Origin of the sequence: Pseudoalteromonas sp. SWYJ118, assembly GCF_015864505.1 — a bacterium.
Classification (GTDB): domain Bacteria; phylum Pseudomonadota; class Gammaproteobacteria; order Enterobacterales; family Alteromonadaceae; genus Pseudoalteromonas; species Pseudoalteromonas arctica.
Window position 1 is genome coordinate 1 of sequence record NZ_JADYXC010000004.1, and the last position, 21,034, is coordinate 21,034.

20 protein-coding genes are annotated in these 21,034 nt (G+C 39.2%); 12 read left to right on the forward strand and 8 right to left on the reverse strand.

All coding sequences use genetic code 11. The features are described from left to right. Nucleotides 1-155: 155 nt before the first annotated feature. On the reverse strand, nt 156-944 hold the full coding sequence (locus tag I6F48_RS06050; protein ID WP_007584744.1) for a hypothetical protein: 789 nt from the start codon (nt 942-944) through the stop codon (nt 156-158). A 251-nt stretch (nt 945-1,195) separates the two neighbouring features. On the opposite strand from I6F48_RS06050, the gene mpl reads away from it, so the two are divergent. Genes mpl through trmB form a run of 5 tightly spaced genes read left to right on the forward strand, consistent with a single transcriptional unit; the run spans nt 1,196 to nt 5,541 of the window. After that, complete coding sequence (gene mpl / locus I6F48_RS06055) at nt 1,196-2,551, forward strand: UDP-N-acetylmuramate:L-alanyl-gamma-D-glutamyl-meso-diaminopimelate ligase (RefSeq protein ID WP_024594077.1); 1,356 nt, start codon at nt 1,196-1,198, stop codon at nt 2,549-2,551. A gap of 1 nt (nt 2,552) precedes the next feature. Next, nucleotides 2,553-3,173 (forward strand): flavin prenyltransferase UbiX, encoded by a 621-nt coding sequence (locus I6F48_RS06060; protein WP_007584746.1) that lies wholly within the window; start codon nt 2,553-2,555, stop codon nt 3,171-3,173. Continuing rightward, a complete protein-coding gene (locus tag I6F48_RS06065) occupies nt 3,173-4,102 on the forward strand; it encodes an ABC transporter ATP-binding protein (protein WP_024594076.1) in 930 nt (309 codons plus the stop codon). The genes I6F48_RS06060 and I6F48_RS06065 overlap by 1 nt, the downstream gene beginning before the upstream one ends. After that, complete coding sequence (locus I6F48_RS06070; protein ID WP_007584748.1) at nt 4,103-4,870, forward strand: ABC transporter permease; 768 nt, start codon at nt 4,103-4,105, stop codon at nt 4,868-4,870. It begins immediately after the preceding gene. Further along, nucleotides 4,870-5,541, forward strand: coding sequence for a tRNA (guanine(46)-N(7))-methyltransferase TrmB (gene trmB, locus I6F48_RS06075; protein ID WP_007584750.1), 672 nt, complete (start codon nt 4,870-4,872; stop codon nt 5,539-5,541). The genes I6F48_RS06070 and trmB overlap by 1 nt, the downstream gene beginning before the upstream one ends. 6 nt (nt 5,542-5,547) lie before the next feature. Here trmB and I6F48_RS06080 read toward each other — a convergent pair whose 3' ends face one another. After that, on the reverse strand, nt 5,548-7,431 hold the full coding sequence (locus I6F48_RS06080) for a bifunctional diguanylate cyclase/phosphodiesterase (RefSeq protein WP_007584752.1): 1,884 nt from the start codon (nt 7,429-7,431) through the stop codon (nt 5,548-5,550). A 264-nt stretch (nt 7,432-7,695) separates the two neighbouring features. Here I6F48_RS06080 and panP point away from each other — a divergent pair, with 264 nt between their 5' ends. Continuing rightward, nucleotides 7,696-9,321: a pyridoxal-dependent aspartate 1-decarboxylase PanP gene (gene panP, locus I6F48_RS06085; RefSeq protein WP_024594075.1), complete on the forward strand. Its 1,626-nt coding sequence runs from the start codon at nt 7,696-7,698 to the stop codon at nt 9,319-9,321. A gap of 67 nt (nt 9,322-9,388) precedes the next feature. Here panP and serA read toward each other — a convergent pair whose 3' ends face one another. The 5 genes from serA to metK form a co-directional block, all read right to left on the reverse strand. Then, nucleotides 9,389-10,618, reverse strand: coding sequence for a phosphoglycerate dehydrogenase (gene serA / locus I6F48_RS06090; RefSeq protein WP_007584756.1), 1,230 nt, complete (start codon nt 10,616-10,618; stop codon nt 9,389-9,391). 9 nt (nt 10,619-10,627) lie between these two features. Continuing rightward, nucleotides 10,628-11,281, reverse strand: a complete 654-nt coding sequence (rpiA, locus tag I6F48_RS06095; RefSeq protein WP_007584757.1) for a ribose-5-phosphate isomerase RpiA — start codon at nt 11,279-11,281, stop codon at nt 10,628-10,630. Nucleotides 11,282-11,334: 53 nt separating this feature from the next. Then, nucleotides 11,335-11,931 (reverse strand): 5-formyltetrahydrofolate cyclo-ligase, encoded by a 597-nt coding sequence (locus I6F48_RS06100; protein ID WP_197119060.1) that lies wholly within the window; start codon nt 11,929-11,931, stop codon nt 11,335-11,337. A gap of 18 nt (nt 11,932-11,949) precedes the next feature. Beyond that, complete coding sequence (locus I6F48_RS06105) at nt 11,950-12,498, reverse strand: hypothetical protein (protein ID WP_165728434.1); 549 nt, start codon at nt 12,496-12,498, stop codon at nt 11,950-11,952. A 175-nt stretch (nt 12,499-12,673) separates the two neighbouring features. Beyond that, nucleotides 12,674-13,825 (reverse strand): methionine adenosyltransferase, encoded by a 1,152-nt coding sequence (metK, locus tag I6F48_RS06110; RefSeq protein ID WP_007584761.1) that lies wholly within the window; start codon nt 13,823-13,825, stop codon nt 12,674-12,676. 303 nt (nt 13,826-14,128) lie between these two features. Between metK and tkt the strand changes: the two genes are divergently transcribed. The 4 genes from tkt (at nt 14,129) to I6F48_RS06130 (ending at nt 18,504) form a co-directional block, all read left to right on the forward strand. After that, nucleotides 14,129-16,120, forward strand: a complete 1,992-nt coding sequence (tkt, locus tag I6F48_RS06115; protein ID WP_197119061.1) for a transketolase — start codon at nt 14,129-14,131, stop codon at nt 16,118-16,120. Between the two features lie 185 nt (nt 16,121-16,305). Further along, the gene (gene ppnP / locus I6F48_RS06120; protein ID WP_002958974.1) at nt 16,306-16,620 is read left to right on the forward strand and encodes a pyrimidine/purine nucleoside phosphorylase; all 315 of its coding nucleotides are present in this window, start codon (nt 16,306-16,308) and stop codon (nt 16,618-16,620) included. 187 nt (nt 16,621-16,807) lie between these two features. Next, nucleotides 16,808-17,164 (forward strand): ribosome hibernation-promoting factor, HPF/YfiA family, encoded by a 357-nt coding sequence (gene hpf / locus I6F48_RS06125; protein ID WP_007376058.1) that lies wholly within the window; start codon nt 16,808-16,810, stop codon nt 17,162-17,164. 164 nt (nt 17,165-17,328) lie between these two features. After that, nucleotides 17,329-18,504, forward strand: a complete 1,176-nt coding sequence (locus I6F48_RS06130) for an NRAMP family divalent metal transporter (protein WP_197119131.1) — start codon at nt 17,329-17,331, stop codon at nt 18,502-18,504. A gap of 15 nt (nt 18,505-18,519) precedes the next feature. Here I6F48_RS06130 and I6F48_RS06135 read toward each other — a convergent pair whose 3' ends face one another. Then, the gene (locus I6F48_RS06135) at nt 18,520-19,299 is read right to left on the reverse strand and encodes a hypothetical protein (protein WP_197119062.1); all 780 of its coding nucleotides are present in this window, start codon (nt 19,297-19,299) and stop codon (nt 18,520-18,522) included. Nucleotides 19,300-20,099: 800 nt separating this feature from the next. Between I6F48_RS06135 and I6F48_RS06140 the strand changes: the two genes are divergently transcribed. Next, nucleotides 20,100-20,555 (forward strand): GNAT family N-acetyltransferase, encoded by a 456-nt coding sequence (locus tag I6F48_RS06140; protein ID WP_197119063.1) that lies wholly within the window; start codon nt 20,100-20,102, stop codon nt 20,553-20,555. 18 nt (nt 20,556-20,573) lie between these two features. Next, complete coding sequence (locus I6F48_RS06145; protein WP_197119064.1) at nt 20,574-20,990, forward strand: GNAT family N-acetyltransferase; 417 nt, start codon at nt 20,574-20,576, stop codon at nt 20,988-20,990. Nucleotides 20,991-21,034: the final 44 nt, after the last annotated feature.

Genomic DNA, 21,034 nt, shown 5'->3' on the forward strand with positions numbered 1-21,034 from the left:
AGTGTTGCTTGCAGTGCTTGTTCTATATTCACAAAAAAATCCGTAGTTAGTTTCCTAACTACGGATTTTGCATGATCGTTTGGATCGGTCAACCGGTCATTTTCTTAACTGATCGGCATTAACCTTTAGGTGCTTTTTTTGGTTTTAAACTCAGCTTATAAATTTAATAAATAAGCTTCAATAAATCGGCGTTGGTTAGCGGCTTTTGGCGCTGTTTTAAATATAAGTGTATTACCATTTTTACGTAGTTTTAGCTCATTAGTAAATTTACATTCGATAGCATTGAACTGAGCTATGTCGTTTTTAAAACTTTGGTCTTTTTCGCACATGTATGCCATTTCGTTTGCAACTTGTGCACAAAATGAACCCACTGGATATTCTTTTAGGTTTTCATCATCAATGCTTTCCCAATCAACATTGGTATTTATTTTTAATCCGCATTGCTTATCTATTTCGCTATTAGCGGCAGCTATATTTTTTTGTTGATACCCTAAATGCTTTTCACGATTAAACTTCGCTAGTTTAGCTTGAGTACCTTTATTTAATTGTTGATCGTATTGCGCTTTTAAGTCTTCAACAATGGCAGGGTTTGACTCTTCTTTTTTTGATAAGTAAATTCCATCACGAGTGTCTGGAATATAAAGATTGTAAGAGCAACAGCGGTAGCCTTCCTCAACACTTACTAAACTTCTTTGTGTACCATCGTAAGTATATTTGTAAGCTTTATTACTACCATGAGGTTTTAAATCGGTTAAAAATACAATCCCATCAATATCATGGTTTATGCCTGTTACTTTTACTAAAGCTTGTTTTTTATCTGTTGTTGGGGCAATAACAACATTAACGCCTTCGCCCGAACTTAATTCTATTGGGTACTTAGCAAATTCCAAAGCAAAGCTTTTTTGACTAAGTAAAATACAGGCTATAAAGAATAGTTTTTTCATATTAAGTCCTTTTTAAGTTTTAAAGTTATACAGCAAGCTGGTTTATAACATTGATAATAATTGATTAAAAGCAATACAGGGTAGGTGAACGTGCCTATTTTTTGATTTTTAGCGTTTAAAAAACTAATTAACGTGTTTTTGGCACGAGTGAATTGTGCAGACGTACATAGTAACTAAGCACGAATTTTGGCATTATAGCGCCATTAAACTTTGCATAGCTGTAAAGTGAGCATACGATTTAAGGAAAGTATATGCATATACATATTTTGGGCATTTGTGGCACGTTTATGGGTGGTATTGCAGCCATTGCTAAATCATTAGGTCATAAAGTAACGGGTTCTGATCAAAACGTTTACCCACCAATGAGTACGCAACTTGAAGAGCTTGGCATTGAACTGACTCAAGGCTACGACGTATCTCAATTAGAGCCAAAACCAGATATGGTAGTTGTCGGTAATGCAATGAGCCGTGGTAACCCGTGTGTTGAATATGTGCTTGATAAAGGTCTGCCTTACACCTCAGGCCCTGAATGGCTTAAACATAATTTATTACAAAAATCGTGGGTACTTGCTGTAGCGGGTACGCATGGAAAAACAACCACAGCAAGTATGCTTGCGTGGGTTTTAGAGTATGCAGGTTTAAAACCAGGGTTTTTAATTGGCGGCATAGTCCAAAATTTTGGTGTATCGGCAAAAGTGGGTGAAACGCCATTTTTTGTTATTGAAGCCGATGAATACGACACTGCTTTTTTTGATAAGCGCAGTAAGTTTGTCCATTACCTTCCACGTACACTTATTTTAAATAATCTTGAATTCGATCACGCTGATATTTTCGAAGATTTGAACGCAATAAAAAAACAATTTCATCACTTAATGCGTACATTACCTCAAAGCGGCAAGGTAATTTGGCCTAAGCAAGACGTAGCGCTTAATGACGTAATAGCACAAGGGCTTTGGAGCGAAAGCGAAACGCTAGGCGATGATTGGAGCTATGAATTAATAAAAGCCGATGGTAGTGAGTTTAATGTACTTTTAAATAACGAAAAGCAGGGCACTGTTTGCTGGCAAGCAATAGGCGAGCATAACGTTAAAAATGCAATTATGACTATCGCAGCAGCGCGTCATGTGGGTATAGCTGTTGATCATAGTATTGATGCCTTAGGAGAATTTATTAGCCCTAAAAGGCGTATGGAGCTAAAGGCTGATATTAATAATATTAAGGTGTATGACGATTTTGCGCATCACCCAACAGCAATTAAAACTACGCTTGCAGGACTGCGCGCAAAAGTAGGTGATGAAAAAATTATCGCTATTTTAGAGCCGCGCTCAAACACGATGAAAATGGGCGTGCACCAATATACATTATTAGATTCACTGCGTGATGCTGACGACGTACTACTTTTTGAACCAGAGAATCTAAATTGGTCGCTAAAAGAGCAAGCAGATAAAGCAGGCATGCAGTGCTTTAGCAGCACGCAAACAATTATTGATACGGTGCTTGAAAATATTGAGCCTAATCAACATATTTTAATTATGAGTAATGGCGGTTTTAATGGCCTTCATCAACACCTTGTTGATGGTTTAGCTGATAAATACAGCGGAGAATAGTGTGCAATTTAAAGATAGAATTACGCTCGCTTTTAGCGGTGCATCAGGTGCGCCTTATGGTTTAAGGTTACTTGAAGTATTGCTTGAACAGCAATTTCAAGTTTACGTACTTATCTCAAGTGCAGCGCGAGTGGTGCTTGATACAGAATCAAATATTAAGCTCTCTGGTAACGAAGATAAAGCCACTGAGCAGTTAAGTACGCTGTTTAATGCTAAATCTGGGCAGTTAAAAGTATACGGTAAAGATAACTGGTTTAGCCCTGTGGCATCGGGCTCTGCGGCACCTAAAAAAATGGTGGTATGCCCGTGTAGTGCAGGATCGGTTTCTGCAATTGCGGTAGGGGCGTCAGATAATTTACTAGAACGCGCCGCCGATGTTGTAATAAAAGAACGCGGGCAGCTAATTTTAGTACCGCGCGAAACACCATTTAACGAAATTCATTTAGAAAACATGCTTAAGTTATCTCGTTTAGGGGTAACTATTATGCCAGCAGCACCTGGTTTTTATCATAAGCCACAAAGTATTGAAGACTTAGTCGATTTTATGGTGGCAAGAATTTTAGATCATTTAAACATTGAACATAACCTAACAAAACGTTGGGGTTATGGTGAGGGTAAGTAATGGTTAAGCAAAATATTGCTTTAAATATAGAAGGCCTTACTAAGGTTTATAAAAATGGTGTTGAGGCCATTAAAGGCGTTGATTTACAAGTTTACGAAGGTGATTTTTTCGCTTTGCTTGGCCCAAATGGAGCTGGTAAATCAACCACTATTGGTGTTATTTCCTCACTTGTTAATAAAACAAAAGGCAAAGTAGAAGTATTCGGTTGCGATATTGATACTGATTTAGAAGCCGCAAAAGCGCATTTAGGCTTAGTGCCGCAAGAGTTTAACTTTAGTCAGTTTGAAACGCTTAGCCAAATACTTGTTAATCAAGCTGGTTATTACGGTGTTCCACGCGCTGAAGCCCATAAGCGTGCTGATAAATACCTAGCTCAACTTGGTTTACTTGAGAAAAAAGACAAGCAAGCGCGTACGCTTTCAGGTGGTATGAAACGCCGCTTAATGATTGCACGTGCGCTTATGCACGAACCAAAGTTGCTTATACTTGATGAGCCAACAGCAGGTGTAGATATAGAGCTTCGTCGCTCAATGTGGGATTTTTTACGCCAAATAAATCAGCAAGGCGTTACCATTATTTTAACCACACATTACCTTGAAGAAGCAGAGTTACTGTGTAAAAACATTGCGATTATCGATAATGGTCGAATTGTTGAAAACACCACTATTAAAGCACTGCTTGCAAAGCTTGATAAAGAAACGTTTATTTTAGATTTAAAAACGCCTGCAAATCCTGTAACGCTTGATGGCTATAAATTTACCATGACAGACGATCGCACTGTTGAGGTGGAAGTTGCTAAATCACAAGGGTTAAATGCTGTGTTTAGTGCATTAACAGCTCAAGGTAATACTGTATTGAGTATGCGAAATAAAGCAAACAGACTAGAAGAGTTATTTGTAGGATTACTAGAGCAAGGGCGGGGCGAATAAATGTTTAAATATGGCGTAGCCTTAAAGAGTTTATGGATTAAAGAGTGTATTCGTTTTTTACGTATTTGGGTGCAAACCTTAGTACCGCCAGCAATTACAATGAGCTTATATTTTGTTATTTTTGGTAACTTAATTGGTTCACGAATTGGCGATATGGGCGGTTTTAGCTACATGGAGTTTATTGTACCGGGCCTTATAATGATGTCGGTCATTACCAATTCCTATTCCAACGTAGCCTCTAGTTTTTATTCAACAAAGTTTCAAAAAAGCATTGAAGAGCTTTTAGTTGCACCTGTACCTAACTACATCATTGTTCTAGGCTATATGGGTGGCGGTATGACGCGCGGTATTATGGTGGGCTTTATAGTTACCTGTGTATCGTTATTATTTGTTGATATTCAAATTCATAATATTTTTGTAATTATGGCAACGGTTATTTTAACCTCAGCCGTGTTTGCTTTAGGTGGCTTAATTAATGCGATTTACGCAAACAGCTTTGACGATATAAGCATTATCCCCACCTTCATACTAACGCCACTAACTTACTTAGGCGGTGTATTTTATTCAATTACGTTGCTGCCTGAATTTTGGCAGAATGTATCACAAATCAACCCTATAATTTATATGGTTAACGCATTTCGTTATGGCTTTTTAGGTGTGTCGGATGTTGATTTGAGCGTGGCTCTTGGGGTTATTTTAGTATTTATAACAGCGTTATTTACATTAGCGCTTACATTGATCAAAAAAGGTGTGGGGCTAAGACACTAATGAGTGATGCAAATTCACGTAGTATTGTATCTAATCAAGCGGGTATTCACGAAAAGCTTGATGAAATAGTAAATAAGCACTTAGATGCTGAATTTAAAAAGCCAATTGCAGCACACACCCAAGCCGCATTTGACGAGGTTAATGCTAAAGTACAAGCCTTTAGTGGCCCGCTTATTTTAGACTCGTGTTGTGGCGTAGGTGAAAGCTCAGCTAACTTAGCTAAGCGCCACCCAGATGCACTTATAATTGGTATTGATAAATCGTCGCACCGATTAGATAAGCACGATGTTGAATATAAGCAAACCGACAGTGGTCAGTACATCTTAGTGCAAGCAGACTTAAATGACTTTTGGCGTTTAGCGGTAGCTGCTAATTGGCAACCTACGCACCATTATTTGTTGTATCCAAACCCGTGGCCTAAATCTAAGCATATTCGTAGGCGCTGGCATGGCGCAGCTATTTTTCCATTTATTGTTAAGTTAGGTGGAAAATTAGAAGTACGCAGCAATTGGGATATTTACGTTAAGGAGTTTGCTCGGGCGCTCGAATTAACAGGCAACCCTTGCGATGTAACGCTTTATGAGTCAGACGATGCCATTACGCCTTTTGAGCGTAAATACTGGGCCAGTGGCCAGCAAAGCCACCGACTCGTTATTAACTTACCTCGCTAAAGTAAGTTAAAGTGCTAATTCTTCTTCTATAACCGTACTAACATGTGACACTGGGTGGGCAAAGTAGTTGCCTTGCATTAGTGTCACATTCGCCTTTTTAAGTGCGGTTACTATGGTTGCATTTTCTACCGACTCTGCCATTAATTGCAAACCAAGTTGATTAGCAAAACTGGCTATATGTTCAATAAATAAATAGATATCTTTGTCATTCACTATTTGCTTTATTAGTGCGCCATCTAGCTTAATACCATCTACTTCCAGCTTAAGTACGTTTGATATATTTGAATAACCACTACCAAAGTCATCAATAATAACCTTAACGCCTTTCGTTTTAACCATTCCAATAAATGCTTTTACCTCAGAAAAGTTGGCAATAGCTTGGGTTTCTAAAAGCTCTAGTGTGATATTACCAGGATGCGGGTAGCGCTTAAGTTCGTCCGCAATAAACTCGCTTAAATTAGGGTCGAGCATATCTTGTGCTGTTATATTTAAACTCCAGCAAATATCGGTTTTTCTAAAGCGACTAACACATTGTGAAAATATAGTACGGGTAAGTATTCCGTCCATTCTTGATCGAGTAACAACATTTAAAAATGCATCAGGTTTCAACACTTCCCCTTGCGCCGTTACCATTCGAGCTAAACATTCGTATTGAACGACCTTGTTGGTATTTGTATCAATAATGGGTTGAAAGTAAGGCACTATACGGTTGTTATCAAACGCTTCACGCACCTCTTTAGCCATTTCAACATTGTATTGATATTGCGTTTTTACATCGTGTAGCGCTTTTGAGTAGTTAACTACGCTATGCCTGCCTTGTTTAGCTTGCAGCGCCGCTATATGAGCGTTTTCAAGTAGTAGCGATTTATTGCCACTGGCAATACCTGCACATAGAGTTATATAAATAAAAGGGTCAGTTAACACTGGGGTATTAAAGTTATATGTTTTTACGAGATCGGTAAATTCGTCATTACTCATTTCTTTAGGCGCGAGTAATACTATTTTGTTGGTTGCTAGTCTGTATATATGGCAATGCGCAGAGCTTCTGAGTTTAAAGTGAATAAGTAAGTTTTTCATTACTTTATCACCCACTTCAGTGCCGTAGAAACTGTTTATATCTTCTATTTCATTAACCCAAATAACGGCTAACTGCATGTGATGAGCATTACTTTTTTTAATAAAGTACTCAAGAGCAATATGATTTGAAAAACCAGTACTTGAGTCAGTTGCTAACGAGCGCTTTAGTAAATAAATATATATGGCGGCAACAAGTATCGCGATAAAAAAGAAGAAGCTAGCCATTGCAGCTGCTTTTGATACGCTTTCTTTAAGTTTCTCGTTTAAATTGTAAATAGTTATATCGGCACCCGTTAAATAGGTATTGCCGTTAATAGGGTCAACGTAAGGAATAAAAATAGTTTTAAAGTGGCCCCACTGATCGCTCGATATTTCAAATACAGGCTCGGTTGAGTAAAAAGCACTTATATTGGCATCGGTAGCTTCAGGGTAGAGATCTAAAAATTGAGTTACTTTGCCATTATTCTGATCGTCTTGCGTGTAGCTTGATGAGCTAAAAAGAACCTTACCGTCTTTTAAAATCATTGAATACACATAAGCAATATCAAGTGCTTGAGCAAACTCAGAGAGCTGTTTACTTTTATCTTGATAGTAAGAAAAACTTATGTTGTCGCCTTGATTAACCGCACTTAAGTAATTTTCACCTAAAATATGTTTTACGCTGGTGGCTGCATTAAGTAAGCGATTATCAACCGACTGCATTATTTCAGCACGCGTGGTTTGGTAAGTGTAGTAAACATAGGTAAGTAAGCTTATTAAAAACAAGCTAAAGCCTGCCACTATCCAACTAACTTTGACTCTTCCTTCTGGCATATGTGTCCCTTTTTTGTTATCAAATTTATTATACCCAAAATAAGTAAATGCCCAATAAATAATTAGGTTTGGTAGAGTTTTAATTAAATTATCATTTTTTTGTCATCGCTTTGATTGCTTTTATAGGTTTAAACGAGACATTTTAGTTATATTGCAGTAAAGTTAGCGCAATTTTTAAAGAAACACGATTGCTCTAAATGTCCTAATAAGTAGGCGTTTTTGATGGGTAAGCGCGTGTTTTAGCTACACACACTAGGTATTGAGATGGATCAAAAGCGTTGTGCCGTCGCCTCTAAAGAAAGCCTTAAGCGTATATTTACTGTACCTGAAGCGCCAGACTCAACTTTAAGCAAAATCGAGCTTGAAATTTCGAGTAATTTAGCAGGTTTTCTAAACGAAAATATAGCGGCAATTGAAAAACCATTACATGAAATCGAAAAAGATTTTCAGTCGGCAGTGATCCCAGAGGATCCAACGTTTGTATCTGCTTATGCCCAAGACATAATGGAGCAACTTGTTGCGCATTCTGTGCATACAGCTGCGCCTAGCTTTATTGGTCACATGACCTCTGCCTTGCCGCATTTCTTATTACCGCTGTCAAAATTGATGGTAGGGCTAAATCAAAATCTAGTAAAAATAGAAACGTCTAAAGCGTTTACGCCTCTTGAGCGTCAAGTGCTTGGAATGATGCATCATTTAGCTTATGGGCAAGAAGATTCATTTTATTCTAAATGGATGCACAGTGCTAAAACCTCATTAGGTGCATTTTGCTCTGGTGGAACGGTTGCTAATATTACTGCGCTTTGGATTGCTCGAAACCGCTTATTAAAACCCGATGGCGATTTTAGAGGTATCGGCGCACAAGGCCTAATTGCCGGTATGCTGCATTACGGCTATAAAGGTTTAGCAGTATTAATATCAGAACGCGGACATTACTCATTAGGTAAATCGGTTGATTTACTCGGTATTGGCCGCGATAACTTAATTGGTATTAAAACCTGCGAAAATAATAAAGTTGATGTAGGAGCTATGCGCGAAAAAGCACGTGAGCTTGAATCGCAAGGCATTAAAGTAATGGCGATTATTGGGGTAGCGGGTACAACCGAAACCGGTAATATTGACCCACTTGATGAAATGGCCGACTTAGCACAAGACATTAACTGCCATTTTCATGTAGATGCTGCATGGGGAGGAGCAACCCTTTTATCGAACACGCATCGCCCTTTACTAAAAGGGATTGAGCGAGCAGATTCAATTACCATCGACGCACATAAACAAATGTATGTACCAATGGGAGCGGGCTTAGTTTTATTTAAAGATCCCGCTGCAACCGATGCTATAGAGCATCACGCTGAGTACATATTACGTAAAGGTTCAAAAGACTTAGGTAGCCACACGCTTGAAGGCAGCCGACCTGGTATGGCAATGTTAGTACATGCTTGCTTACGTGTTATTGGTCGTAAAGGTTACGAAATGCTGATTGATCGAAGCATCAAAAAAGCACATTACTTTGCTGATTTAATTAAGGCTGATGAAGACTTTGAGCTTATTTCGGAGCCTGAGTTGTGCTTATTAACGTATCGTTATGTACCTAAGCAAATTAAACAAGCAATAGCCGATGCTGATGCAGCAACTCGGTTAGATATTTTTGCTTCACTGAACCGTTTTACTGCCAGTATGCAAAAACGTCAGCGAGAGTCTGGTCGCTCATTTGTATCACGTACTCGTTTAACGCCTTCTAAATACGACAATCAACCAACAGTTGTATTTAGGGTGGTACTAGCTAACCCGCTTACTTCAGGTGCTATTTTAAAAGAGATATTAGCTGAGCAAAAAGAGTTGGCAGCAACAGATCCGGTATTCAAAAAATACTTAAGAAAGTATATGTAATCTAAATACAAAAAAGGGTCACTTAATGAAGTGACCCTTTTTGATATTAGAATAGCTGATTAAATTACTAATGCAGAATACGTGCTCTAATTGTACCCTCAACAGCGCTTAGTTCTTTAAGTGCTACTTCAGATTGATCTGTATCTACATCAATAACTACATAACCAATAGATGCGTCTGTTTGTAGGTATTGCGCAGCAATGTTAATACCGTGCTGTGCAAACGCTTGGTTAATTTGCGTTAGTACACCAGGGCGGTTGTGGTGCACGTGTAATAAACGGCTACGATTAGCAAGCTCTGGTAGTGATACCTCAGGAAAGTTAACAGCTGTAATAGTTGAGCCATTATCTGAGTATTTAGCCAGTTTACCCGCTACTTCAATACCAATGTTTTCTTGCGCTTCTTGTGTAGAACCACCAATGTGCGGCGTTAAAATAACATTGTCGAATTGGCGCAGTGGCGATACAAATTCTTCATCGTTAGATTTTGGCTCAGTAGGGAACACATCGATTGCTGCACCACTTAGTTTTTTCTCTGTTAGTGCTTCTGCAAGTGCATCAATATCAACAACAGTTCCGCGTGAAGCGTTGATCAAAATAGATCCCTGCTTCATAACAGCAAGTTCTGCACTACCAATAAGATTTTTAGTTTGCGGTGTTTCTGGTACGTGTAAACTAATAATATCAGAGCGTTGTAACAGCTGAGTTAGGTTGTGAACTTGTTTTGCATTACCGAGTGATAATTTATCTTCGATATCGTAAAACTCCACATTCATACCGATGTTTTCAGCCATAATACCTAGCTGAGTACCAATGTGACCGTAGCCAATAATACCTAAAGTTTTACCACGTGCTTCAAACGAACCATTTGCTGTTTTTAACCAGCCACCACGATGAGCCGCTGCATTACGCTCTGGAATACCGCGTAATAAAAGTAGGATTTCACCAAGTACAAGTTCAGCAACTGAACGAGTATTAGAAAATGGTGCGTTAAATACAGCAATACCGCGTTCGCGTGCTGCATCTAAATCAACTTGGTTTGTACCAATACAAAAACACCCAACAGCAACTAGCTTGTCAGCTGAGTCTAATACGGCTTGGTTAATATGAGTACGAGAACGAAGTCCTACAAAGTGAACATCTTTAATGCGCTCTTTTAATTCGTCCTCAGGTAAGGATGTTTTAACGTAGTCGATATTGCTGTAACCGTTACGTTTTAGCGTTTCAACAGCGCTTTGGTGAACACCTTCAAGCAAGAGAATTTTAATTTTGTCTTTTGCTAACGATACCTTACTCATAACCTCATCCTATTTAATTTGTGGCCCATTTTTAGTACCGATAATCACTTTATCAGCACCACGCATTGCAAATAGGCCGTTGGTAACTACGCCAACAATTGAATTTATTTGTGCTTCAAGTTGTTTAGCATTGGTAATTTTTAAGTTAAATACATCTAATATAACGTTACCGTTATCGGTAACTACGCCTTGGCGATAAACGGGGTCACCACCAAGCTTTAATAATTCTCGTGCAACGTAGCTGCGAGCCATTGGAATAACTTCTACCGGAAGCGGGAAGTCGCCTAATGTTTTTACTAATTTGGTGTCATCTACAATGCACACAAATTGTTTAGCTACAGCGGCTACTATTTTTTCGCGAGTGAGGGCTGCACCGCCACCTTTAATCATTTCGTTTTGGGCGTTTATTTCGTCAGCGCCGTCAACGTATACATCTAAAGCAGCAACGTTATTAAGCTCAAATACTTCAATACCTAACGCTTGTAAGCGCGCGGTTGAGGCTTCTGAGCTTGATACAGCGCCTACAATAGTGTCCTTTACTGAGCCAAGGGCATCAATAAAGTGATTAACAGTAGAGCCTGTACCCACACCTACAATAGTGTTTTCTTTTACAAACTCGAGTGCTGCCCAAGCAGCTGCTTTTTTTAATTCGTCTTGTGTCATTGCTTTGTGCTCATGTATGTCAGAAATATGCGGTTAGTAACTAAATTTAAATGTTACCAACAGTATGTTTTATCTGGGGTGATAATGGTTTTAAGTGGTACATCCCACGACTCGATTGGTAGAGCCTCAACTTTTTGGCATTCATGTGCAAGGCCAATTAGTTGTGGTTTTTGCCAATTTTGTTCGTGTAAACGTGCCAATGTCCGGTCGTAAAACCCACCTCCCATTCCTAGGCGATTACCTTGTTTGTCAAATGCAACTAATGGCATAAGGAGGTAATCAAGCACTGGTAATGGGCATATTTGAGAGCAGTTCAGCTTAGGCTCCAAGATACCATAGCGATTTGCTCTCATGGGTGAGTTTTTCTCATAGCGCTGAAATAGTAAATTAGCGCCATTGAATGGGTGTATTATAGGTAGGCAAACAGTATGGTTTAAACTCCGTAATTCTTTAATTAACAATGAGGTGTCGAGTTCTCCATCGTTACTTAAGTAAATGGCAATATGCTTTGAATTCGTTGTTTTTTCGCTTTTTAAATGTTGAATAAAATTCATTTTTAGCGATTGCGCAGCAATTATTTGCTGATTATTTGACAAGTTTTTACGGGTATTACGAATTTCTGCTCTTATTTTTGCGCGTTTATTACTCATTAAATTAATTAGCCATTCTTAAAAAGAGAATAAATCGGGAAAAATTAAAAAAACAGCCAGTACGACTAGCAAAATTGTGGCAGTTGCAATCAATGAATATAAAAGTAAGTTACTGCGTTTTTTAGGAGGCGCTAAATCATCATCTAGCATTAGATCGTCACCTTGCCATTCGTCAATACTTTCGTCTGGTGCTTTTAATTGAGCTTCAGGAAGGCGTTGCTCTAACTCGTCTAGCTTTTCTTCAAGGCGAATTAAGCTGCTAGTGATGTAATCGAGTGCATCAAAAATACGTTCGTCACGTTGGTTGTTATTTGCAGCAGGGTTTGAGCCATTTTGAATGATGTTTGAAACAGCTTGAAGCTTACTTTTAATGCCTAAGCCTGCTAGTAACTTAGCCTGTTTTAACGCTTTGTCTTTATCGCTTGGTGCAAACAGTGGCTTACCTTTAAAAAAAAGAGCTACTTTTTCATCTGATGTTTTTAATTTTGCAGCTAAATTTGTACATGCTGTTTTTATGTCAACGTTATCGGCAAGTCCTGCAAATATAACGCGAAAGTTATCGGCCATTTAACTGTCCCTAAAGCTTTTATAATGAAATGAGTATATACCTAAAGTACAAAAGAATTCGAGGTCGATTTAATAGTTATTTTGTAGACGCTCTACAAACAATATAGCGAATAAGTTTTAGATGTAAAAACGGCCCTTAAAAGGGCCGTTTTTAATTTACTACAACAATTTTGGCTTAAAGGCCGGCAGCTGCGCGAAGTGCGTCTGCTTTATCTGTACGTTCCCAAGGGAATTCGTCACGACCAAAGTGGCCGTAAGCCGCTGTAGGAAGGTAGATAGGGCGTTCTAAATCAAGCATTTGAATTAAGCCGTAAGGGCGCAGGTCAAAATGTTCACGAATAAGCTCGATTAAACGGCTTTCTTCTAGCTTGCTTGTACCAAACGTTTCAACGCTGATAGAAGTAGGCTCTGCAACACCAATTGCGTAAGAAACTTGTAGCTCACACTTGTCAGCAAGACCAGCAGCAACAATGTTTTTAGCAACGTAACGTGCAGCGTATGCTGCTGAACGGTCAACTTTTGATGGATCTTTACCAGAGAATGCACCACCACCGTGACGAGCCATACCACCGTATGTATCTACAATAATTTTACGACCAGTTAAACCACAGTCACCCATTGGTCCGCCAATTACAAAGCGACCTGTTGGGTTAATGAAAAACTTAGTTGCACTTGTAATAAGTTCTGCAGGAAGTACCGGCTTGATGATTGTTTCCATCACAGCTTCTACTAAATCTTTTTGCGAAATGTCTTCGCTGTGCTGAGTAGAAAGTACAACAGCATCAATACCTACTGGCTTACCGTTTTCGTATGCAAAAGTAACTTGAGATTTTGCATCTGGACGTAACCAGTTAAGCTCGCCGCTTTTGCGTACTTGCGCTTGGCGCTGTACTAAACGGTGTGAGTAAGTAATTGGAGCAGGCATTAGTACTTCTGTTTCGTTACATGCGTAACCAAACATTAAGCCTTGGTCGCCAGCGCCTTGCTCTTCTGGGCTAGTACGGTCAACACCTTGGTTAATGTCTGGAGACTGTTTACCAATAGTGTTTAAAATTGCACATGAATCGGCATCAAAGCCCATGTCTGAATTTGTGTAGCCAATGTCACGAATTGTTTTACGTGTAATTTCTTCGATATCAACCCATGCGCTAGTAGTGATTTCACCACCAACCATAACCATACCGGTTTTTACGTAAGTTTCGCATGCAACACGGGCATGAGAGTCTTGCTCTAGGATAGCATCAAGTACCGCATCAGAGATTTGATCGGCGATTTTATCCGGATGACCTTCAGAAACTGATTCAGAAGTAAATAAATGTTTTGCCATTGTAATTCTGCTCACAAATATTGCGCTTCACAAACGTCGGTATTAGCGCTAAAAAATTAAGGGGCGTATTTTATCGAAAACAAAACATCTTGCATAGTGTTTTTACGCCTAGACGTCTAAATAAAATGTATAATAACTTTTTGGTCTTAAAAAATATTCATAATGCCTCATTTTTATGGGGTTTTTAATTGCACACCGCCCCCACAATAAGTAAGAATGGTGCCATAAAAGCTCTTAAGTGACTTATGAGCATAAACGATTACATAAATACCCGCGCAAATACAAATAAAGGTAGGAGAATTCATGCCATCTCGCAAAGAACTTGCAAATGCTATTCGCGTCTTGTCAATGGACGCAGTACAAAAGGCCAAATCTGGTCACCCTGGAGCCCCTATGGGCATGGCTGATATCGCAGAAGTACTATGGCGCGATTATCTAAAACATAACCCAACGAATCCAGAGTGGGCTGACCGTGACAGATTTATTCTTTCAAACGGCCACGGTTCAATGCTTATATATTCTCTATTGCACCTAAGTGGTTACGACTTACCGCTAGACGAAATTAAAAACTTCCGTCAAATGCATTCTAAAACACCAGGTCACCCTGAGTATGGCTATGCACCAGGAATCGAAACTACTACGGGTCCATTAGGTCAAGGGATCACAAATGCCGTAGGTATGGCAATTGCTGAAAAAGCGCTAGCTGCACAGTTTAACCGTGAAGGTCACGATATTGTTGATCACTTTACCTATGCATTTATGGGCGACGGTTGCCTAATGGAAGGTATTTCTCATGAAGCGGGTTCACTTGCAGGCACATTAGGCCTTGGTAAACTTGTTGCGTTTTGGGATGACAACGGCATTTCAATCGATGGTGAAGTAGAAGGTTGGTTTACAGATGATACACCAGCGCGCTTTAAAGCATACGGCTGGCATGTAATTAGTGGTGTTGATGGCCACGACAGCGATGCTGTAAGTGCTGCAATTGCAGAAGCTAAAAATGTTACCGACAAGCCATCACTAATTTGTTGTAAAACAATTATTGGTTACGGCTCACCTAATAAATCAGGTAGCCACGATTGTCACGGTGCTCCACTAGGTGATGACGAAATTAAAGCATCTCGCGAATTCTTAGGTTGGACTGGCGATGCGTTCGAAATTCCTGATGATATTTACGCACAATGGGATAGCAAAGAAAAAGGCCAACAGCTTGAATCAAGCTGGGACGAAAAATTTGCAGCATACGCAAAAGCATACCCAGAGCTTGCAGCACAATACAAGCGTCGTATTAACAACGAACTGCCTGGCGATTGGGCTGAAAAATCTCAAGCGTATATTGAGCAATTACAAGCAAACCCAGCAAACCCAGCGTCTCGTAAAGCATCGCAAAATGCATTAAATGCATTTGGACCGTTATTACCAGAATTTATGGGTGGCTCAGCCGATTTAGCTGGCTCAAACTTAACAATTTGGGATGGCTCTAAAGGTTTAACACGCGATGATGCAAGCGGTAACTACATTTACTACGGTGTACGTGAGTTTGGTATGTCGGCAATTATGAATGGTATTGCCCTTCATAAAGGCTTTATTCCTTACGGTGCTACGTTCTTAATGTTTGTTGAATATGCAAAAAATGCTGTACGTATGGCTGCATTAATGAAGCAACCAAGCATTTTTGTATACACGCACGATTCAATTGGTTTAGGTGAAGATGGTCCAACTCACCAACCAGTTGAGCAAATTGCAAGCATGCGTTTAACGCCTAACTTATACAACTGGCGCCCGTGTGACCAAGTTGAGTCGGCAATTGCATGGCAACAAGCTATTGAGCGTAAAGACGGTCCTACATCGCTTATCTTTACTCGCCAAGGTCTTGAGCAACAAGCACGTGACGCACAGCAATTAGCAGATGTTAAAAAGGGTGGTTACATCCTTAGCTGTGACGGCAATCCAGAGATTATCTTTATTGCGACGGGCTCTGAAGTGCAACTAGCACAAGATTCAGCAAGCGAACTACGCAGCCAAGGTAAAAAGGTACGTGTTGTATCTATGCCATGTACTGATGCCTTTGAAGATCAAAGCGCAGCATACAAAGAAAGCGTATTACCGGCATCTGTTTCACGCCGCGTAGCAGTAGAAGCTGGTATTGCTGACTACTGGTACAAGTACGTAGGCCTAAATGGCGCAGTAGTAGGTATGACTACCTTTGGTGAGTCAGCACCTGCAGGCGAGCTGTTTGAGCACTTTGGTTTTACAGTGGCAAACATTGTAAGCAAAGCAAACGAGCTTTTTTAATCGCTTTTGATTAAATAAAGTAAGTAATTGAAAAGCCCGCACATGTTGCGGGTTTTTTTATGCCCTTACATGAAGCAACTTCACCTTGAACAATGCAGCTTTCCTTGCAAGAAAGTAAGCTATCAGGCAAGGTAGTGCGATAAAATTCATAAATAAAAATCTTAAATTAATAGCAGGAGCTAAAAATGCCAAAGTTCGATAACGTGAGTGTAGTAAAAAAAGCCAATGTATATTTTGACGGAAAAGTGTCGAGCCGTACCGTTATTTTAGGTGATGGCGAAGCGAAAACGTTAGGCTTTATGCAACCAGGTGAGTTTGTTTTTGATACAAACCAAAAAGAATGCATGGAGCTTTTAGCTGGCCAATGGGATATTTTATTACCAGGCGCGAGTGAGTGGAAAACATTTAATGCAGGTGAGTCGTTTAATGTAGATGCAAACGTAAGCTTTAAAGTAAAAGTATCTGACTTTGCTGATTACTGTTGTTCGTACACAGATTGATCAATCAGAGCTTAAGTTAAGTAGACGTCTGAAAGCCCATGCAATGTGGGCTTTGCATAAACTTTGCGCAACACATGATTTAAATCACCAAAAGCCGTAAATAATCCTCAAATATCTCTCTTTTTTCCTTGTGTTAATCTAAATAGCCCCCAATACTAATTGTAGGTAACAAATAAAAGGATACCCTATGAAAATTAATCTTTCTGGTCACCATGTTGAAGTTACTGACTCTATTAGAGAGCACATCAACGAAAAATTTTCAAAAATCGAGAGCCATTTCCCATCGCTTATTGCGCTCGATATTATTTTGTCTAAAGAGCATCATAAGATCCAAGCTGAAATTAGCACAAATTACGAAGGCACGCGCATATCGGTAAAAGGGGAAAACGAAGTTATGTACCCTGCCATTGCAAGCGCAGCTAAAAAACTCGATGCGGCACTAAAACATCGAAAAGGGCAAATAAAAGCTAACCTACACGAAAAGCCTGTAAGCACGACACCTGAAATCGCACACGAGATCATCCAAGAGATGGATCTTAAATAAAAATTAGTCACAAAGTATTGTAAAAAAGAGCCGCATGGCTCTTTTTTATTGCCTGTAATTTCTGTAAGTTAGAGGCTCACACACACACTATTTTTGAGCAGTAAATGAACCAAGCAGTATCGAAATGGAAATCAAGCCTGAACGCGCTTGGCCCTGGGATTCTCATGGCAACAGCCGCTATTGGAGGTTCTCACTTAGTTGCCTCTACACAAGCTGGGGCAATATTTGGCTGGCAATTATTTTGGCTTATCCTCGTTGTTAATGTTTTAAAGTACCCGTTTTTTCGCTTTGGTATGGAATACACTCTCGCTACTAAAAATAGCCTAGTAGAGGGGTATAAAAGTAAAGGTCCGTTTTACTTTTATAGCTTTATTGGTTTAAACATTGTAGCCGCCGTTGTTAATACCGCCGGCGTATTACTGCTTACCGCAAGCTTACTGCATTACGCTCTACCTATTGTTATTGAAGTAACCTTACTTTGTTGGATGCTGCTAGGGGTATGTTTAGTTATATTACTACTTGGGCACTTTAAAGCGCTCGATAACGTTGCCAAAGGCATTATGGGGCTGCTTACACTTGCAACATTAATTGCTCTTGCTATAGCATTTAGTAACGGTCCAATGGCACCTGCTGACTACGTTGGTCCTTCACCGTACGAACTTGCAATGCTGAGTTTTATGGTGGCTTTAATGGGGTGGATGCCAGCGCCTATCGAAATATCTGCATTAAGTTCTTTATGGCTAAAAGAAAAACAAGCGCAGCAAACAGTTTCTAAAAGCCAAGGCTTATTCGATTTTAATGTAGGTTACTGGCTTACAGCTGGCTTAGCATTAGTATTTTTTAGCTTAGGTGTATTAGTGCAATACGGGCAAACCAGCAGTATAGAACTCGGTGGTGTCGCGTTTGCCAAGCAGCTTATTGATATGTACGCATTAACAATAGGGGAGTGGGCAAGGCCGCTTGTATCAGCCATTGCTTTTTTATGTATGTTTGGCACCACATTAACTGTACTAGATGGTTACGCGCGTACTTTAAACGAATCGCATAAATTACTTGGCTTTAAGCAATCAAAACACAGCTTAAATATTTGGCTAATACTACAAGCACTTGCCGGTATGGCGGTTATTTTATTTTTTAAATCAGCCCTTGGCCCCATGCTTACGTTTGCGATGACGCTTTCATTTGTTACAACGCCTATTTTTGCATGGCTTAACTTTAGCCTTGTGCGATCAGAGCCAGCTATTAAGCACAGCGTGTTACTACGTAGTTTAACGTGGTTAGGGCTAGTGTATTTAGTAGGCTTTGCTTTAGCTTTTATAATTTGGAAGTTGGTAGCCTAATTAAAGATCAAAGCCCTATAACGGGCACTCTACTTTGTTATATTTATACTCAATAGGGAAAATCTGACCTTCTGCGGATTTTTTTATACTCTTATCGATACGTAAAATACTATTTTTAAAATCATCGACTAAACGATATCGCATTTCAGTCATTGAGTTTTCGCCTAAAATGTATATTTCTTCTTGGCGGATCTCCCCTCCATCTGCAATAGTAAGTGTAGTGATAGCATTTACAGTATTTCCTCCAAGGCTGTTTAGTACTCCTTCAACAATACCTTCATACCCAACGCTGTATTCAACTGATTGGGAGTAACCTAACTTTGTCCCTGTTACTTTTGTACCGTAAATATCTAATTTTAATTCACGCGTTTCGGTAACGCCTTCTTCACTACCCTCATATTTGTAACAAGCAATATTACCAAAATCCAGTTCGTCGTCAGAAATGTCATTCTCTATAGAAAACACAAACAGCTCACCTGTTTTTTTAACCTGGACACCGTAACGCGATGTTTCTGCAGTTGATACTAAACTTGCTACAGTCACATCTTTGGTTTCTTTGTAAAATATACTTCCTGAGCCAAAACAAATGTTTACCTCTGTTGTATCACAAGCTTCAATATTTGAATGATTTTCAATTTCTTCTGGAAGAGTGATATCATCCCAATTGTTAGCAAGTTTTTGTGTTGAAGTTTCGGATGCGCTATCTAATACAACTTTTGTCGAGTTGGAAGTGAAATAGTTGTAGCCAAAAAAACCAGCTAAAATGAGTAAAATAACAATAAAAATATTTTTCATAATGGATGAATTACAACAGCTTTAATCAAAAGTGCGTGAATTATAACGGTTTTAATCAAAAGTTCAATTTGATAAATATTACCCTTACTCACAATTGAAAACCTCGTGTAAATAAGTTATTCAGTAGTGCGAACAAAAAAATACTCGCCCTCTGATTTAGGTAACGATCCGCTTTTTATCAGGTCGCTCATAAAACAAAAATAAAAAAGACAGCAACAAAACACCCACCCTAAATTTTGTTGTTAAGTATGTTTTATTAAGCATGTTCGCGAGGTAAACTCGCGCCTACAGGATTGGGGTTATATTTGTAGGCGCGGCTTTAAGCCGCGTTTTTGGTTTTTTTTTTACTCCTCGCGAGGTAAAAAAATTAAGACAATACCTATCTTAATTGAGATAGCTTTGTTTGTTTAATTAAGGTGGATGTCTAGTTTGATTTAGTACGCGAGGTAAACTCGCGCCTACAGGATTGGGGATATATTTGTAGGCGCGGCTTTAAGCCGCGGTTTTGGTTTTTTTTTTTACTACTCGCGAGGTAAAAAAATTAAGACAACACCTATCTTAATTGAGATAGCTTTGTTTGTTTAATTAAGGTGGATGTCTAGTTTGATTTAGCAATAAAACACAGCGTGTTATTACGTAGCTTAACGTGGTTAGGACTAGTGTATTTAGTAGGTTTTGCAGTAGCGTTTATAGTGTGGGAGCTAGCAGCCTAAATATAACCCCTTACTTTAGGGTTTTAATTAAAGCCCTAAAGCCCTAAAGCCTTAAAGCATTAAATTCTAGGATTAAACGAGGTATAAATGGATATTAGAACAGGTGAACTTTCAAACCCTGAAGTTATAAAACTACTACAAGCGCATCATAACGATATGCTAAAGCACTCACCCGTCGAGAGCGTGCATGCACTGGATGTAAGTAAACTCACTCAGCCCGACATAACTTTTTATAGCTTATGGATTGATAATAATTTAGCGGGTGTTGGCGCTTTAAAAGCACTAAATACAACGCATGGCGAAATTAAATCAATGCGCACATCAAGCAACTATTTACGCCAAGGCATAGCGGCTAAGTTACTCACGCATATTATTGAGCAATCCACACTGCGTGGTTATAAAACACTAAGTTTAGAGACCGGCACCGCAGAGGCATTTTTACCGGCACAAAAGCTTTATGCTCAATTTGGTTTTAAAGAGTGTGAGCCGTTTGGTGATTATGAGCTAGACCCGTACAGCTTGTTTATGAGTAAAGTGCTTTAAAAGTGAGTAAGAGATATTATGGCTTATAAAGTTGAACTTGAAGCCCCAGCACTGGATGAATTTGCTAATTTACGCGCACAAGCAAAGTGGCAAAACCCTGACGATAAAACATTAAAAGTAAGCATTGAAAATTCATTGTTTTGGGTTGCCGTGTACCACATCGATAAGTTGATAGGTACTGGTAGAATAATCGGTGATGGGGCAATGTATTTTTATATTCAAGATGTAATTGTTGCGCCAAGCTATCAAAAACAAGGCATAGGTCATTTAGTTATGGCCCACATTGAAAACTACCTAAGCAGCACCTGCTCTAATGGCGCGACAATAGCTTTATTAAGTGCTCATGGAAAAGAGAGTTTTTATACACAATATGGTTATGTAAAACGCGATGGCGATGTTTTAGGATTAGGAATGTGTAAGTTTATTAGCAAGTAATAACAAATATTGCTGCATGATATCAAGACTATTAAGATAGCTTT

What these genes read in the sequence shown, in the direction of transcription:
- metK (WP_007584761.1), bottom strand. Translation starts at nt 13,825, where the DNA reads ATGGCAAAACATTTATTTACTTCTGAATCAGTTTCTGAAGGTCATCCG.
- I6F48_RS06130 (WP_197119131.1), top strand. Translation starts at nt 17,329, where the DNA reads ATGGCAACAGCCGCTATTGGAGGTTCTCACTTAGTTGCCTCTACACAA.
- I6F48_RS06065 (WP_024594076.1), top strand. Translation starts at nt 3,173, where the DNA reads ATGGTTAAGCAAAATATTGCTTTAAATATAGAAGGCCTTACTAAGGTT.
- I6F48_RS06100 (WP_197119060.1), bottom strand. Translation starts at nt 11,931, where the DNA reads ATGAGTAATAAACGCGCAAAAATAAGAGCAGAAATTCGTAATACCCGT.
- mpl (WP_024594077.1), top strand. Translation starts at nt 1,196, where the DNA reads ATGCATATACATATTTTGGGCATTTGTGGCACGTTTATGGGTGGTATT.
- tkt (WP_197119061.1), top strand. Translation starts at nt 14,129, where the DNA reads ATGCCATCTCGCAAAGAACTTGCAAATGCTATTCGCGTCTTGTCAATG.
- I6F48_RS06080 (WP_007584752.1), bottom strand. Translation starts at nt 7,431, where the DNA reads ATGCCAGAAGGAAGAGTCAAAGTTAGTTGGATAGTGGCAGGCTTTAGC.
- trmB (WP_007584750.1), top strand. Translation starts at nt 4,870, where the DNA reads ATGAGTGATGCAAATTCACGTAGTATTGTATCTAATCAAGCGGGTATT.
- panP (WP_024594075.1), top strand. Translation starts at nt 7,696, where the DNA reads ATGGATCAAAAGCGTTGTGCCGTCGCCTCTAAAGAAAGCCTTAAGCGT.
- hpf (WP_007376058.1), top strand. Translation starts at nt 16,808, where the DNA reads ATGAAAATTAATCTTTCTGGTCACCATGTTGAAGTTACTGACTCTATT.
- I6F48_RS06105 (WP_165728434.1), bottom strand. Translation starts at nt 12,498, where the DNA reads ATGGCCGATAACTTTCGCGTTATATTTGCAGGACTTGCCGATAACGTT.
- I6F48_RS06135 (WP_197119062.1), bottom strand. Translation starts at nt 19,299, where the DNA reads ATGAAAAATATTTTTATTGTTATTTTACTCATTTTAGCTGGTTTTTTT.
- I6F48_RS06050 (WP_007584744.1), bottom strand. Translation starts at nt 944, where the DNA reads ATGAAAAAACTATTCTTTATAGCCTGTATTTTACTTAGTCAAAAAAGC.
- rpiA (WP_007584757.1), bottom strand. Translation starts at nt 11,281, where the DNA reads ATGACACAAGACGAATTAAAAAAAGCAGCTGCTTGGGCAGCACTCGAG.
- I6F48_RS06145 (WP_197119064.1), top strand. Translation starts at nt 20,574, where the DNA reads ATGGCTTATAAAGTTGAACTTGAAGCCCCAGCACTGGATGAATTTGCT.
- I6F48_RS06070 (WP_007584748.1), top strand. Translation starts at nt 4,103, where the DNA reads ATGTTTAAATATGGCGTAGCCTTAAAGAGTTTATGGATTAAAGAGTGT.
- I6F48_RS06140 (WP_197119063.1), top strand. Translation starts at nt 20,100, where the DNA reads ATGGATATTAGAACAGGTGAACTTTCAAACCCTGAAGTTATAAAACTA.
- ppnP (WP_002958974.1), top strand. Translation starts at nt 16,306, where the DNA reads ATGCCAAAGTTCGATAACGTGAGTGTAGTAAAAAAAGCCAATGTATAT.
- serA (WP_007584756.1), bottom strand. Translation starts at nt 10,618, where the DNA reads ATGAGTAAGGTATCGTTAGCAAAAGACAAAATTAAAATTCTCTTGCTT.